Raw genomic sequence first — 14,976 nt, forward strand, 5'->3', positions numbered from 1 at the left:
TAGTTAAGATAAAGCCCGGACAAGTCCGGGCTAATGATTAGGGTTGTGGAATTCCCAATTTCACAAACGGCGATACTTCATAACCATTTTTGAGCTTCAACGGACCATTTAACCATGGCTTTCCATCCACATTCCAGAATGCTTTGATAATGGTTTTGTTTTGCTTAAACAGCGGATGCTCGGAAGCTTGGATGAAGATACCCGCTCCATCTTTGATCACATAATATCCATAGTCGGTAAGTACAAGGTCACTAGCTTCCCCAAGGATTGGAGAATTTTCAGAGAAGCGAATTGGGTAACCCAGCAAAGTACCTGTCATTCGATTGGCAATATTCGGCTGGAAAATCAAGTTACCAGCCTCATCTTTCATGGTCAGCAATTGAGGTAAGATGGATTGGGAAGCAGACCAAACCAAATCGCCACCCAATTTCGCTTTGGCTAGCATTCCAACGATATCGATATAGGTGATCGTCCCGGCTGTCTTCCTTGGCAACGTAACACTAGCAGGTGAATTGATAGCTCCGGTCGGTTTAGAAACCCCGTTACCATACAAAAATGCATCATCCTCGGCGGCCGAAATCGCCCCCCGGAACAAACGAGTTACAATGGTATTAATTGCAGACGAGTTCCGCAGCAGCTTATCCGTAACAACGATATGTCCTGCAACTTCATGAGGCGTCAGATTCAAGTCCTTGAATTTAGCAGACGTCTCAGGCTTGTCGTCTCCCTCACCAATCCAATTGACCTCAACGCCGCCATACATATTACTTCCCGCTCCTTGGTCAAGCGCTGGGAATGTAATACTGGCATCCGGTGAATTTTCATCAGCCGGTATGACCAAGGCCCGTGGACGAACGATCGCCGTTTCTGGTGTAACCTCAAACAGCTGTGCCGAGAATTGCGGAGGCACAAAAATACCGCCAGTGGTGTTATTACTCATCGCCATCTCGCGGTATTCTTTAAGTCTCTCATCATGAGGATTTTCGCGGTACGTTTTAATCATGTCCCCGAAGCTGCGGAATTCAGATTCATGTTGCAGATCATCCGGTGTTCGTTTGGTGCCTGCGGATGACATCGCAAGTTGCTGCGCCCGCTCTTCCAATTTGATTTCATCTTCCATTGCTCGGGCTTCGTTCTCCATGCCGCTGAATTTGGATTCCTCTTCCTCAGTGAACCCACGTTTTTCCGTTTGGGCCGTAGTGATTAGTGCACGCATTTCATCTTTCTTCGCTGCCAGCTTCTTTCTCAATTCGATCAGGTTTTTCAAAATGATTCATCTCCCTCAAATTTTCAAATTCATCATGCGCAATTCATGTTCCAGCATGATCATGTCAATCTCTTCCTCGGTATATGTCGCTTCATCATCGGCCTCGTTCGATTGAGGTCGCTCCTGGTATACCTCTTCTGCGGAACGAATGCCTACAGTGGATTGTGGGTAGGCTGGCGTAGTCACCGGACTCACCTCATACAATTCAGCTTCAGAAATCGTGCGGATAGCCATTTCAGCATTGGTTTCATCCCATTCCTCAACCAATGCGCGAAAAATAAAAGACGACCCTCGCACGTCTCCGCGCTCGATCGTCTCAATGTATTTCTCCGCCCAGCTTGGCGGTGTTATTTCATATCGCAGTCCAATTTCATCTTCAACCAGCTGTAGCGTGTTTGGCGTCCTACCCAGTACCTCACGAGCATCATGTTGCCATGAAGCATACACGTCTGGATTAATCAGACTCGCTGTGAATGCGCCCCTCTTGAACTTCTCGCGAAACATACCGAATATCGGATTGGACAACTGATCCCAACGTACTGCGTAGCCAATAATTTTTGTCGGCTCGCCATCAATCTTCCGGATCTCCGGCCGACTTCCCGGCAGGATCAATTCCCGTTGCTCCTTCGTCTCTTTCATTTGGATTCTCACCTCCTTTAAGAAATTCAGGTCCAAATTTACCTTCGTAATACTTATCGAGGATATCCAAAGGAACCATATTCAGTGGTACAAAATATCGATCACCGCCCGGTACAGGGTTTTCGTTTTCCTTCTCACGGATGTCGTTTTGCGAGTAAACGCCAATATTGAACATTTCCTTGTAAAAAGCTGCCCTCGCTGCTGTATCCCCCCGAAGGTATCCTTCAATCAGAAACTCGGCGTATACTCGCCGCCGATCCGTCTCACTGAACAACTTCCAGTTGATCGTTTGCTCCCACCGGATTAGCCAAGGTCTCACAGAATGAACGATAAAGTCCGTGCCTTGTTGCTCAATATTGGAAAACGTGGCCCGCTCCAGGTCAGCCATCATATGCGGAGGCACACGAAAGATCCGTGCAATTTCAAGAATCTGAAACTTCCTTGTTTCCAGAAACTGCGCGTCATTCGGCGGAATGGTGTTCTTCGAAAATGTCATACCCTCTTCGAGCAACATGAGCCGGTGCGCTTTACCCAATCCTTCGTACTTCTCCTTCAATGACTTGCTCAAACGTTCATAGGCGGGATCGCTTAGCGTTTGGGGATGGGTCACCACAGCCCCAACATTTGTACCGTTCGCAAAGAACTCGGCGCCGAATTGTTCCGTGGCAAGGGCTAATTCTATGGCTTGTTTTGCCCATTGGATGACGGATATCCCTTTTTTTCCATCGAACCCAAGTCCGGGTATATGGAACATTGCGTAAAAAGGTACATCATGATGCTTCCCATCTGAAGTCGTCACTCTAAAAAATGGATGACCCGTTTCAGTCTCCATATGTACTACGCGGTGCGGTGGAATCGGCCATAACGCTTTGATTTCTCCATCTTCGTCATACTCGATTTCCGCATAGCAGTTCCCCCAAAGCAGGATATGTGTCATCATCGTTTCCCGAAAGGTGAAGGCTGTCATTCTTGGATTGGGCGAGCGCTGCAAAAGATCAGATACCCGATGGCTGATTTTCTCCTTCCCTCTTGGTTTGAGGCGTTTATAAACTGGCAAAGGCAGAGATGCCACCGTTTCGGCAAGAATGCGTACACATGTCAGAACTGCCGTGGATCGCATGGCAGTTTGCTCATTAACAATTATGCCTTTACCAGAAGGGATGCCCAGCGCATTATATAGCCATCGTTTGGGGTTCATTAGGTCCGAGGAATCGCTTCTTTTATCCCGAAATCTTGAAAATAGTTGGATTTTCAGTGTTTTCACCCCCTTTCCATCAGAAACTTTTAAATAGCCCTGATCTCTTGCGTTTCGTAGATTGATTTTGTATCTTTTGCAACCATTGCCCGTACCATGGCATTGATAATGGCTGCAACCAAGTCGATCCGTTGACTATCGTCCTTATGTTTTTTTGAAAGCTTTATATTTCCGTTATTGTCAGTGATCTCTATGGCATTCGACAGGCACCACGTCAGTAAAGGACTGCCATCGTGAACGATCAAGCCCTTTAGGACCAGCTCACGGAAAAACTTGGTTGGCTCGGATAAGGTTTGTACACCCTGTCTGATCTCAATCCGTTCATACCCATCGTCTTCAAGATCCTGGGTGAAATGAGTTGCATTATACGGGTCGTAACAAATTTCAACGATGTTCCATTTCTGTTCACTTTCCTGGGTCTTGATGTGCGATTTGATGTACTTATAATCCGTCACAGAACCTTCGGTTAAGGTGCACCATCCATCCTTCGCCCAAGATTTATACGGCACTCGGTCAGAATGCTCATGTTTGGTAGCTGTCTCGGCAGGCATAAACCCATGAGCGGTCACGGCATACCGCCCATCATCTAGTTTGAAAACAAATCCGTCTGCTGTAAGATCCGTAGATTTCGATAGGTCAATCCCTGCCCAAGAATCCAATCCATGAACCAACGTTAAAAAAGCGTCCCGGGATACTCCGAGCGCTTTCCATTTATCCATAATGCCGGACATATATTTGTTTTCACTGTCAGCCTGCCATAAATTAACCCGTTTGGTTAGAAACTCTCTAATTTTAGCAGGGTCTCCTGTATTATAGGCGGTCTTATGTTCTGCCCTGATCTGTCTCAGCAGCTCCAAAGAGTATTCATTCTTCTCCTGCAAAATCGGGTTCGCTTTCGGCCAAACACTTTCGTTATGAGGATCATCGTTTTTGTCTAGCTCTCGAATCATAACGAAATATTCTTCATCCATTTCGATTTCGCCGCGCATCATTTTGGTAAGAGAATCGTATTCCTTTTTGCACGGACTGTTCTCAGCATCCTTACCGGCCGTTGAGATAATCAACATTAGAGATTGAAGCCTTTTGCCGAAGCCCGAGAAAAGAACGTCCACTATCTCCGAATTTGCATGTGCATGGTACTCGTCAATGATCACGATACAAGGAGCGCCAGAGTCTTTATTCTTGGTATCCTTGGATAACGGTCTAAGCCACCCTCCCCGCTTGGCATGCTCCACGTAGGTCCGCTTAATTCGCAAGCGCTTGAGAATATCCGGACTGGCCTCACCCATTTTCTGAGCATCGAGCCACACCCGCTTCGCCTGCTGCTTGTCCACCGCTGCACACTCGACTTCCGGGCTTTCCTCATACCGCTTAAAAGCAGGATTCCCAGGGGGATAGACACAGTCACCGCACATACCATATAACGCAAGGCCGGACATTTCCGTTGACTTTACATTCCCCCGTGCCCTCATGTTGAAAGCTCGCTTAAATCTTCGTTTTCCTGAGTCCTTATGCACCCATCCAAAGATGCAGCCCAAATCAAATTTTTGAAAAGGAAGCAGCTCAATGAGTTCGCCAGAGAACGGACCTCGGACATGTCGGCAGCAATGTTCAAACCAATCAAAAATACGGTATGCTCTGCTTTCATCAAAGACGAATGGAAATTCTTCTGTTCCCTGTCTCTTCAAATCCTTCAGATGTCTCTCGGCGGAAAGACGTTCTTGTTCGCAACTTAAGCGGAACCCAGATACAATCTCGGCGGCATACCTGTGAGTAGGATGCACATTTGCCCACTCTGGATTAGTCGAAGAGGTCACCATTCGGATCTTCCTCACCATCTGCTATCTTCTTCGCGAGCCTTGCCCGAGCATCTGCATTGAGTCCCAGCTTGTTAGAATAGGATAAAACAATCCTTGCATAGCTTTGGGCCAGCTTTACATGGGCACTCACCACTTTATTGCCCTGCGCGTTCACTTCAGTATATCCATGCAGCTCGATCAAGTAGTTGGCTTCCTGGTATCTGGCGACTGCATCACAATACGTACCGAGTACATCCTCATCCACTTTATCAAGGACATCGAATTCCTCCATGTCTTTAACCGTCTTCCGCCAAACCTTCCTTGCTTCGTCAGTCAGCCAAGCAGGGACTTTTAATTTCTTTTTACTCTTACGCTCGAATTTTCGGGCGGCTTCTTCCCGAGCCTTCACTTCTTTTTCAGTCCAATGCTTACCACCGCCTTTCGCGCCGATCTGCATATGGTCGAATTTCAAAATATCAGCCATTTGAAACCTCCTCCCGATTCAAACTTTCGTTGGGGACTTTTTTTTGCATTTGAGGGGGACGCGGTCTATTGACAAAAGTTCCATAGAGATTTGCCCCCCCTACCCCTTCCTTCGTAAATTTCTAAGCTCTTCGATATCTGTTGACTTGCTAGTATTAATGTCATCCTTCAATATTTGAATATCCATCTCGATTAGTTTCTTTAAGTCCTCAACAGTAGTGATTTTAATCCGACCATCTTGGAAGTCCTTAACCCATTTCGCGATACCAGCCTGAACAATAGTCCTGTATTTACCTTTACTTCGCTCGAGCTCTTTCATAATTTCTTCAGTCTTTTTCATTGCGTCCTCCTCTGGTTATCCTTTATGATGGATAAAGAGATAGTGGCATAACATCTACCGTGGCCACGGCTTTCCACTATCTCAACCAGGGGGACCTGGGCGAGGAGAGCGTTAGCGCGCTCTCCTTTTTTATTTGATTTTTTCTAGTCTCGGAATAAGCTCTGGTTCTGTTCCTGTAAGGTCTTTATAACGTTTGACAATTACATCACAAAACTTCGGATCTAGCTCCATGGAATAACAATTCCTATTCATTTTTTCGCAAGCTATGAGTGTTGATCCACTGCCACCGAAGAAGTCAACGACTTCATCACCAGGCTTACTACTGTTCTTGATCGGAATGGCTAGCAGCTCGAGTGGCTTCTGAGTTGGATGAACATACTTCGTCACATCCCCCCGTGAGACTTCCCACACTGTATCAGGTATAGGCTCTTCTGCAGGAAGTCCTGACTTCCAGACCGTTGTCTGTGTGCGATCACCGTACCAAGCAGGTGCCTTACCTTTCAGATGAGCATAGAACACAGGTTCATGCTTGAAGCGATACTGTGCCCAGCCAAAAGTGGCTGCGTTTTTTACCCATATGCACTGCGTCCGTACTTCAATACCTGCGACATTCATGGCATCTTCGAATTCTCGCTGGTAGGAACATGGATGAAATACATAAATAGCTGCTGTCGGTTCCATGACTTCCGAATAGTTTTGGAAGACAGCGTGCAGAAAGCTCACAAATTCATCTGCGGGCATGTCGTCGTTCATTATGATGCTGCGACCATCGGCGGCTAGACGAGATGATGTGCTTTCTACAGCCACATTGTAAGGAGGGTCTGTAACAACCAGATTTGCTCTGCAACCATTCATGAGACACATTACCTCTTCTTTTGAAGTGGAATCCCCGCACATAAGACGGTGCCTTCCAAGCGCCCAGATATCACCTCGTTTTGTGATTGGCTCTACTATATTATTTAGTTCGTTTTCCACATCAAAGTCATCATCTTCTATAGGTGCTAAATGTTCCGTATCATCGACGAAAGTCTCTATGAGCTTGGTCAAGCTTTCATTGGAGAAGCCTGTCTCACTTGAAAGATCACTAATTGAGAAGTGTTGAGAAAGCTCAACAACCAGGGATGCTAATAATTCTTCATTAGTTTTTCCGCGTAGATTAGTAAGGCTAATATTCAATAGTTTAGCCTCTTCATCTGATGACTCCACGACTACACATAACAGTTCAGAAATTCCTGCCTGCTGCGCAGCTTTCCATCGCTTTTCACCTTTGATGATGGTCATATCGTCTCTAAGCAATATAGGCTGTAAAACGCCATGACGACGTATGCTCTCGACCAAGCTTTTAAATACTTGGGCCTCCATTTCATTGGGATTCCATTCGTTCGGTCGTATACTGCCTACCGGATATTTATCAATTCGCATTACCAAACCCTCCATCTTCTCTAGCTGTTTTTATGCTGTGACAAGAAGCGCACAACGGTTGCCAGTTGTCCCGATCCCAGAACAACGTCTTATCGCCTTTGTGTGGCTTAATGTGATCAACAACAGTTGCTTCAGTTAGCCGGTTCTTTTCCTGACAATGCTTGCACAATGGGTGCTTACGAAGAAATCCTAAACGCGCTTTCCTCCACTTTCCGTCATACCCCCTTTGAGCTGCCGTTCCTCTGTACCGATCAATGACTCTCTTATGTTCTGAGCATCTGCTACCTTCTGTGGTTAGCTCAGTACATCCTGGTTGTGAGCATGGACGCTTAGGCTTAGATGGCACTTAATCACTTCCTCTAACCCCTTTTTTAATTAATTTTACTGGAAATAACAGAGTGTTTTAATTACACATATCTTATATTGTGTTAAACTCGTTCACCGTCAAAAATTCCAGGCATATCAAAGCTTTGGTAATCTTCTTCAAAAGCAGTTTCACGTATCCTTAATATGAGTAATTGACCTATGCGCGATGCCGTTTAAGAGCCATATCCATGCTGTCTTGTTCCAATCCAATGTATCTCAACGTATATCTTGGTGTTGCATGATTGAAATAGTTCTGAAGCATCGCGATATCCTTGTCCGTGGTTTTGTTATAAAAAATATAGCCGAACGTTTTGCGGAGAGTGTGGCATCCTAACTCGGACAGCCCGAACTCGTCTCCGATGTCTCGAATGATTTTATATGCCATCTCTCTGGTTATCGGTCGGTTGATGCCTTCTCTGCTTTTGATTAGGTATTCGTTTACTGGCTTACCTTCGATATGAGGCTGAAGCTTCTCTTTCAGCTCAGGTGCTATCAGTATCCGTTTTTGCTTGCCTGTCTTCTTCTCACGGATTGAGATATGTGAACCGCTGACATCTCTGATCCGTAGCCTCAGAATGTCACTGATCCGGAAACCGGTATAGATCCCAATAAGAAACATAATGAAGTTCCTGTAATTCGTGCCTTCCAGGTAATCCTTTATGTCCTGAAGAACTTCCTGATCACGGATAGGCTGGACAAAGTTCATCCCTTATCACCAACTTTAGGAATCGAGCCCTTAGCGCACATGTTTGCGGGCTTGTGGCAATACTGAGCCGATGCTTCCCATTTCCCCCAAACACAGCCCCTGCATTTTAAAGGCTGCTTTACCATTGGTTTTTTCTGTTTCACAACTACTCAGCACCTCCACTTTCCATAAAAAATACCGCCCCCGAAGGAGCGGATATATTAAGGTTATGAAACCATTATTAAGCTGGCCTCGGCAGGAGTCGAACCCACCCGAACCAAAAAGGCCATGAATTACCCGTATTTCTAACCCGCCCGGGTGGAGCGATTTTGGGGCATCGAACCCCACCTCACACCACACCCTTGACGATTAATGTCTAAGGATGAATCTTTCCATCCCACAGCATGGCCGAGTCCTTACTGTGATAACGGAGCAGTAGGCACACCGGAGAGTGAGTTACTCTCTATGTGCCTACTTTATTATTTAAGTACCGTCACTTTTGCGCCAGTTCACCGTCAAGTTACCGCCACTTTTTAGATGATTCCACATAACTTTAAATGCTCGGCTATTGTATCGACCCCTACCCCTATGCGCCGGTCAATGGTTCGTTCACTACGATGCTCACTCCAAAATAGATTAATTGTGCTCAAATACTTCTGCCCCTTTAGGTAACGGTGTTCGAAGATTCTTTTGACTTCATCATCTAATATAAGGCCAAATGCTGTATCAATTTCATCCACAATATTTCCCCATTCTGTATATAGCTGCCTTTGTTTCTCGTTCAGCTCTTCTTTCTTTGCCAACTCTTGAATTGTCCGCCGCATTTTAGGATAACGTTCGAGTAAATTCTTCACCGTGAGGCGTTCAACGTCCGTTATGCTTTGATATAACTCCATTTGCTCCACCGCCCCCATAGGTACACCCCTTAATTATTCTTAACTCATTTTTTCTTTCCATAGATTGTATCCAGACACCCAGGCGAAGCCTCTGTTCCTCCGCCCAGGTTCCTCGATGATATAAGACAATCCCTTTCTCACGAATAGATCAGGTTCGACTCGTAGATTTCCATATTTAGTTCTGATGGACTTATATTTTGAAATTTCGGCATATGGGCAGACAACAAGTTTTAGCCTCATAATTGGGCACCCCTTCTGGATCAAACGACCGAGCGAATTTTCAATCATTTGCAGGGCTACCGTATTCATTTGAGAATATTGGTTATTATTGCTGCCAGAGATCTCGGCTTGCAGTTTTTCAACAGCTGCTTGCATACGTATCACCTCTCATGATTTCATGATCATTGATCCAACTTCCAAGACGATGACTAAACTCCTGAATACCGCCCTCGATCTCTTCAGGATCCAAACCTCCAAATTCCAATTCGAGTTCCTTGCGATCAGGAACATGACCGGTTGCCAGTGTTCTGGATTTTAAATATTCGAATACAGTCCATCTGTTTTGAACCAAATCAATCCCTCCTTTTAACTCATATTTTTCAGATTTCTAACCCCATCACCACGACGGAAGCCCAGTATCCTGCCCTCTTCATCAGTGATCTTACTGTGATCTATATCTTCGCTGAACCGCGCCCAAAATGGCACGTATCGAAATTGACTTTTTTCAGCTGCGTTGTAGACATAGGCATCTGGGCTTTCCCTGTTTTGCACCGGGCATCCGATCTCTTTGCAACGTGTATATGGAAGCAAAATGTCCGCCGTAGGCGCTAGCTTAGTCCATCTGCCATCCCACACCCACTCACCATCTATTTCAACCTGATATGGGATTAAGCAAGGCTTTCCGCTTGCCTGGGCCTGTACCTTATTGAGCCAGAGTTTACGCATGCTCCCGTCCACCTTTATTTGCCTGCATTTCTTGGGCTATGCGCATCATCGCTTCAAATTCATCATCCGAAACATTTGGACCCGTATTTGTCGGTTCTACAACTGGGTTATGGGGCTTATTGCTGCCTCCTTTGTATCCCTTGTTTCCACGTCCGTCCTTTTTCATATCGAGGACCAGCCTTGGGAATTTGTCGCGGAATGAGGAAGCACTAAGCACGTTTTTGTACCAAAAATCATCTTTAACTACCCAATCCATTACCTTCTGGATCAGCTGCAAATCGGATTGCTTGTCGTTCTCCACCAGCTTGCGGAAGTCATCGGACCAGGTTTGTAAGTTTGTATTAGCAGTTAAGTGTTCCAGCCCCTCAGATTCGGCCATTTGGTCAACTTTGCCTTTAAAGTAAAGTGACATGCGGTAATAAGTGCTGTCCTCATCGTAAATCCGTTTTTTCCTCTCATTTTGTTTCGATGAATCGGAAACGGAAGAGTCTGGATTTGCCAGAGGCGAATCTGAAGGAGTCTCTTTTTCTTTTTTATTTCCTTTCCTTTCCTTTACTTTACTTTCCTTTCCTTGCATTGCTTCTGCATTGCTTGTGGAATGCAAATGCATCATCTCTGCATCTGTATACTCCCCATCATCAACCTGCTTTTCCTTGTCCCACCTGGCTCTAGCAGCTGCTGAGCGCTTCGCCTTAACCTCTTCTCTTTTATCCATTCTTCTGTTCAATGAATTGCTCCAGAACGATTTACCGTCCGATGTAAACAGGTGGAATTCATTGATGCAGTCCATGATGAACTCTTGGACTCTTTTACTATCAGCCTGCAATTGCAATGCAAATGCATTAAATGTGTATTTGGATTGCATGTCTAATTTATAGCCATCTGAATCACGCATCATTTCGACAAGCATCCAATACCAGCCATAACCTTCGGCCCCGTACACACCACGCATTGCTGATATTTTGGGATCATGGCGCGCATTGGAATCGTGTGAAAAATAATAGGCTTCTTTCATGCGCCCTTTTCACCTCTACTTTTCATGTGGCTTCTCGCTCTTATTAATAATTTGTGATAATATATAGACATAGAATTTTTTTTCAAACGGATCACGCTGGCAGGCGTGGTCTTTTTTTATTCCCTGAATCAAAACCGAACTTCTCAGGTATTTCACCAGGATCGCAGGATAACAACTTCACGTACAAAAACGAAATCCTCTGCTCGATTTCATTGACATGAACAAGATCCTTATCCTTAGACGCATCTATATGTTGTGCGTAAAGTAGTCGAAGCTGTTTACGCAACATCCTCCGGTATAAATCTCTTTTAGTAAAAACGTCCACTTTTACAACCTCCTATTGGAACCTCAAATGTATAGCTTCAAATGCGAGCCTTTTATTGACATCATCCAGACAATCCATATCCGACAAGTTCACTTTATTGCTTTCGTTGTATAAATGCAGAGCAAGAGCTAGCATAAACTTCTCTGATTTGCTCCATGGTCTTGAGATACGTTTTAATGCACTTACATTGATCGTTTCATTGACAACATCAATGTACTGGTTTGAGCAGTATCTTCTGAGCTTATGATGCTTCAGGAAAAGATTTAGTGTGCCCATCAAATACTTACTTTGGATAATACTCTGTGGAATGGTGTTCATTCATTAAGCTCCTTTCGTCTTAATTCTTCTTCGAGTTCAAAAATAATTTCATCCAGCTCTGAATCGTTGCAAACTTCCTTCATCTTGATTGTTTTGATTAAACGTTGCCTTGCAGCAATTCGCTGTAAGAGACGTTCAGGTGTCATACAAACACCACCATATCTCCACGGGAACGGCGGCCGATTGGTAGTAAACAATTAATACGTAATTGATTCATTTCATTGCTCCTTTCAGTTTGATGATTGTTCACTGAGCCAGATTTCTAAAAATTCTCTAGCTTCTCTAGCTGGAAAGTACCAGTCTCTTCCTACCTTTTTTTTCACAAATCTTTTATCGAAAAAGAACGTTTTTTGAATCGTATTCCAGCTCATACAAGTTCTTTTTCTTAATTCAGCTGAGTCCCAAAAAACAAGTTCAGAGTCAGCTTCTTTAACCAAAGCGGCAATTTTTTCTCTACAAATCTTCATAACTTCTGACTCATCGACATTAACTGAGACAAGAGTACTCACGTCTTACCATCCTTTCCAAATAAAATTCATGCTGTACTCTGGTTGTTTGAATCGAACAGATATTCCAGATCACACTCTGGAAAGAAGTGACACTTGATTTTGTATGCTTCATCATAATAAAATCTAAATCTTCCATTGATCTTATCGCTGACAGTTGCATATCTTACTTCAAGTAAATGCGCCAGATCGCCGACTGTAACATCATTCCTAGTCATTTCTGCACGAAGGTTTTTGTACAACTTTTGCACCTCCCTCCTGATGTTGAACGCAATTGCGTTCGGCCTAATCCAAACTATAGACGCAATTGCGTTCATTGTCAACGTTATTTTTCTAATTATAAACGCATTATCGTATATATTTGTATTTACAGGGGATAATTTATATTGTAATATAAGCGTGTATACGAAATATCGTATATTAAAAAGTGTTTAGGAAGGCGGACTTAAATTGGAAAAAGCAGTGATTATAGATAAATTGATCGAAGAACAAGGTCTTAGTAGACGAGCATTCGCTGAGAAAATCGGTTTGCCAGCTACGACACTACAATCAATGCTTTCAAGAGGTGTAGGGAAAGCCTCAATAGACAATGTAATTAAAGTTTGCAAAGGACTAGGTATTACCACAGATCAATTAGAGATGATGTCTCAGTACGGTACAACTGATATCAGTGAAATCGAAAAAAAAGATAAGTCTAACAAATTGTCAGAAGAGCAAATTTTAACTTTGGCAGCCCACCAGATCGGTCATGATGGACCGCTATCCAATCAAGAATTAGAACAAATTAAGCTGGCCATGAAAATTGCTCTATCTAAAAACAAATAACAATTCAACTTGGTTAATTCTGGAGGACTCGCCTAATGATCTCATACGATAATTTGGCTAAAGACATTAACATAATGTTTGATGACCAGGCGGATTTACCTTTACGATTTAAGGGAATGTACATTGAAACTTCAGACAAACAAATGATCCTTGTTAGTAAGTACATAAGAAGTGCAACCGAAAAAAAGTGTGTGTTAGCTGAGGAGATCGGACACTTTCATAAAACTGTTGGAAACATAGTAGATCAACAAATAATAGATAATAAAAAACAAGAAGAAACTGCACGTAGATGGGCCTATGAAAAACTGGTTCCACTAGAAGGGATAATTAGCGCTTCTAAAGCTGGAGTAAAAAACCGGTTTGAGTTGGCTGATCATTTGGATATCATCGAGGATTTTTTGGATGAAGCAATTGAATTCTACCGGAGGAAATATGGTTTATTATTAAATTTCGATGAGAAGTATGTTATTTATTTTGATCCATTGGGTGTTATCGAATATTTTTAGTACAGGCTTGCATTCACACCGCTGCAAGGCGGTTTAACATATATATCAATAGAACATTTGTTCTGATTGGAGGTAGTATAATGGCAAACTATAAAAAGCATAAAACTGGATGGGAGTATCGTTTGAAGTACAAAGATCCGTTTACAAAGAAGACAAGGGAAAAATCCGAAAGAGGATATCGAACAAAGCCAGAAGCAGAAATGGCAGCGGCTGATTTTCTAAAAAAAGTTAAACAAGGTTACGGAATGGATGAGGATGTAAGCTTGGTAAACTATTTAGATATGTGGATGACAGAGTACAAAAAAGGTACAATTCGAAAAAACACTTTCGAATTACACCAAAACAATATAAAAAACCACATTGCTCCTTACTTTCAAAATTTAATGCTTCGAGAGCTCAATCCGGAAATGTACCAAAAGTTTCTCAATCATCTTACCAGCAAAGGTTATAGCAAGCGGACTGTTGAAATAGTCCATGGTACTATGCATAACGCCATGGAAAAAGCAGTTAACCTCTATAAGCTGGAAAAGAATCCGTGTATTGGTGTGGAAATTAAAGGCGAGAAGAAAAATAACGAAATTCAATTTATTGAGTCAAAAGATATACCTAATTTTTTACAAGCAGCACACCAATATGGATACATTTATTGGATTTTTTTCAAAGTATTAATAGAAACAGGGATAAGAAAAGGAGAAGCAGCAGCTTTAAAATGGACTGACATCGACTTTAAGAACCAGACCATTAAGATTGATGAAACACTTGATTTTACGGCATCAGAAAGCAAAGAGTTGTTTGGTGATCCTAAAACTTTCCGATCTAACCGTACCATCCGTATTAGCCAATCTCTTGTCAATGATCTTAAATATCATGCGAATTGGCAGAATCAAAATAAACTCAATTTGAAAGACCTATATAAGCACGATCTAAATTTGGTTTTATGCCGAAACGATGGAAACTTCATGCCTAAATCGAGCTTGTTTAACTCCTTCGAACGCATTTGTATGAGAGCTAAATTACCTAAGTTACCGATCCACTCTCTAAGACATACATGTGCGGTGCTACTCCTTGAATCAGGTGCAGACATGAAATATGTTCAGGAACAACTAGGACACGGAAGTATTCAAATAACTTCAGATGTGTATGCCCATATATCTAAAAAAATTGAAGAGCAAAACATTGCAAGGTTTGAGGAGTATACAAAGAACATTTTGAATCAGAATTTAAATTATGGGGGGCGTTCTGGGGGCACGACTCAATTCAACGATTAATCACCTCGAAATGCCCCCCACACAAAAAACCCCTCACACCATACGGCGCAAGGGATTTTAAGATTAGTACAGCGTCATGTATTGATCGCGTTCCCATTGATGAACTTGCGTGCGGT

21 protein-coding genes and 1 pseudogene are annotated in these 14,976 nt (G+C 43.3%); 3 read left to right on the plus strand and 19 right to left on the minus strand.

The window, feature by feature from the left end; translation table 11 throughout:
- Positions 1–37 precede the first annotated feature (37 nt).
- The 19 genes from MUG84_RS26565 to MUG84_RS26655 form a co-directional block, all read right to left on the minus strand.
- On the minus strand, positions 38–1,267 hold the full coding sequence (locus tag MUG84_RS26565; RefSeq protein WP_244731184.1) for a phage major capsid protein: 1,230 nt from the start codon (positions 1,265–1,267) through the stop codon (positions 38–40).
- A gap of 15 nt (positions 1,268–1,282) precedes the next feature.
- Positions 1,283–1,906: an HK97 family phage prohead protease gene (locus MUG84_RS26570; RefSeq protein ID WP_244731185.1), complete on the minus strand. Its 624-nt coding sequence runs from the start codon at positions 1,904–1,906 to the stop codon at positions 1,283–1,285.
- On the minus strand, positions 1,839–3,104 hold the full coding sequence (locus MUG84_RS26575) for a phage portal protein (RefSeq protein ID WP_280521522.1): 1,266 nt from the start codon (positions 3,102–3,104) through the stop codon (positions 1,839–1,841). The genes MUG84_RS26570 and MUG84_RS26575 overlap by 68 nt, the downstream gene beginning before the upstream one ends.
- Positions 3,105–3,190: 86 nt before the next feature.
- On the minus strand, positions 3,191–4,981 hold the full coding sequence (locus MUG84_RS26580; protein WP_244731187.1) for a terminase large subunit: 1,791 nt from the start codon (positions 4,979–4,981) through the stop codon (positions 3,191–3,193).
- Positions 4,962–5,444, minus strand: a complete 483-nt coding sequence (locus MUG84_RS26585; RefSeq protein WP_244731188.1) for a phage terminase small subunit P27 family — start codon at positions 5,442–5,444, stop codon at positions 4,962–4,964. The genes MUG84_RS26580 and MUG84_RS26585 overlap by 20 nt, the downstream gene beginning before the upstream one ends.
- Before the next feature lie 99 nt (positions 5,445–5,543).
- Positions 5,544–5,783: a hypothetical protein gene (locus tag MUG84_RS26590; RefSeq protein ID WP_244731189.1), complete on the minus strand. Its 240-nt coding sequence runs from the start codon at positions 5,781–5,783 to the stop codon at positions 5,544–5,546.
- A gap of 129 nt (positions 5,784–5,912) precedes the next feature.
- The gene (locus MUG84_RS26595) at positions 5,913–7,205 is read right to left on the minus strand and encodes a DNA methyltransferase (protein ID WP_244731190.1); all 1,293 of its coding nucleotides are present in this window, start codon (positions 7,203–7,205) and stop codon (positions 5,913–5,915) included.
- A complete protein-coding gene (locus tag MUG84_RS26600) occupies positions 7,195–7,551 on the minus strand; it encodes an HNH endonuclease signature motif containing protein (protein WP_244731191.1) in 357 nt (118 codons plus the stop codon). Before MUG84_RS26600 ends, MUG84_RS26595 begins: the two co-directional genes overlap by 11 nt.
- 177 nt (positions 7,552–7,728) lie before the next feature.
- Positions 7,729–8,277: a site-specific integrase gene (locus tag MUG84_RS26605; RefSeq protein WP_244731192.1), complete on the minus strand. Its 549-nt coding sequence runs from the start codon at positions 8,275–8,277 to the stop codon at positions 7,729–7,731.
- Positions 8,278–8,789: 512 nt separating this feature from the next.
- Positions 8,790–9,170 (minus strand): hypothetical protein, encoded by a 381-nt coding sequence (locus MUG84_RS26610; RefSeq protein WP_244731193.1) that lies wholly within the window; start codon positions 9,168–9,170, stop codon positions 8,790–8,792.
- A gap of 21 nt (positions 9,171–9,191) precedes the next feature.
- Entirely contained in the window at positions 9,192–9,527 is a 336-nt protein-coding gene (locus tag MUG84_RS26615) for a hypothetical protein (protein ID WP_244731194.1), read from the minus strand.
- Positions 9,511–9,723 carry a hypothetical protein gene (locus MUG84_RS26620; RefSeq protein ID WP_244731195.1) on the minus strand — a complete coding sequence of 71 codons (213 nt, stop codon included), beginning with the start codon at positions 9,721–9,723 and terminating at the stop codon, positions 9,511–9,513. The genes MUG84_RS26615 and MUG84_RS26620 overlap by 17 nt, the downstream gene beginning before the upstream one ends.
- 14 nt (positions 9,724–9,737) lie before the next feature.
- Entirely contained in the window at positions 9,738–10,097 is a 360-nt protein-coding gene (locus MUG84_RS26625) for a hypothetical protein (RefSeq protein ID WP_244731196.1), read from the minus strand.
- Entirely contained in the window at positions 10,090–11,112 is a 1,023-nt protein-coding gene (locus MUG84_RS26630; protein WP_244731197.1) for a DUF4373 domain-containing protein, read from the minus strand. Before MUG84_RS26630 ends, MUG84_RS26625 begins: the two co-directional genes overlap by 8 nt.
- Positions 11,113–11,203: 91 nt before the next feature.
- A complete protein-coding gene (locus MUG84_RS26635) occupies positions 11,204–11,437 on the minus strand; it encodes a hypothetical protein (protein WP_244731198.1) in 234 nt (77 codons plus the stop codon).
- A 12-nt stretch (positions 11,438–11,449) separates the two neighbouring features.
- On the minus strand, positions 11,450–11,755 hold the full coding sequence (locus MUG84_RS26640) for a hypothetical protein (protein WP_244731199.1): 306 nt from the start codon (positions 11,753–11,755) through the stop codon (positions 11,450–11,452).
- Entirely contained in the window at positions 11,752–11,901 is a 150-nt protein-coding gene (locus MUG84_RS26645) for a hypothetical protein (RefSeq protein WP_244731200.1), read from the minus strand. Before MUG84_RS26645 ends, MUG84_RS26640 begins: the two co-directional genes overlap by 4 nt.
- An 84-nt stretch (positions 11,902–11,985) precedes the next feature.
- Positions 11,986–12,222: a group-specific protein gene (locus tag MUG84_RS26650; protein ID WP_244731205.1), complete on the minus strand. Its 237-nt coding sequence runs from the start codon at positions 12,220–12,222 to the stop codon at positions 11,986–11,988.
- Positions 12,223–12,290: 68 nt separating this feature from the next.
- Positions 12,291–12,503 carry an XRE family transcriptional regulator gene (locus MUG84_RS26655; RefSeq protein WP_244731201.1) on the minus strand — a complete coding sequence of 71 codons (213 nt, stop codon included), beginning with the start codon at positions 12,501–12,503 and terminating at the stop codon, positions 12,291–12,293.
- 208 nt (positions 12,504–12,711) lie between these two features.
- Here MUG84_RS26655 and MUG84_RS27720 point away from each other — a divergent pair.
- The 3 genes and pseudogenes from MUG84_RS27720 to MUG84_RS26670 form a co-directional block, all read left to right on the plus strand.
- A pseudogene (locus MUG84_RS27720) lies at positions 12,712–12,936 on the plus strand (helix-turn-helix domain-containing protein); the annotation flags it as partial.
- A gap of 185 nt (positions 12,937–13,121) precedes the next feature.
- Complete coding sequence (locus tag MUG84_RS26665) at positions 13,122–13,592, plus strand: ImmA/IrrE family metallo-endopeptidase (RefSeq protein WP_244731203.1); 471 nt, start codon at positions 13,122–13,124, stop codon at positions 13,590–13,592.
- An 80-nt stretch (positions 13,593–13,672) separates the two neighbouring features.
- The gene (locus tag MUG84_RS26670; RefSeq protein ID WP_244731204.1) at positions 13,673–14,860 is read left to right on the plus strand and encodes a tyrosine-type recombinase/integrase; all 1,188 of its coding nucleotides are present in this window, start codon (positions 13,673–13,675) and stop codon (positions 14,858–14,860) included.
- The last annotated feature ends 116 nt before the right edge of the window (positions 14,861–14,976 follow it).

Source organism: Paenibacillus mangrovi (assembly GCF_022898935.1).
Lineage (GTDB): Bacteria > Bacillota > Bacilli > Paenibacillales > Paenibacillaceae > Paenibacillus_AQ > Paenibacillus_AQ mangrovi.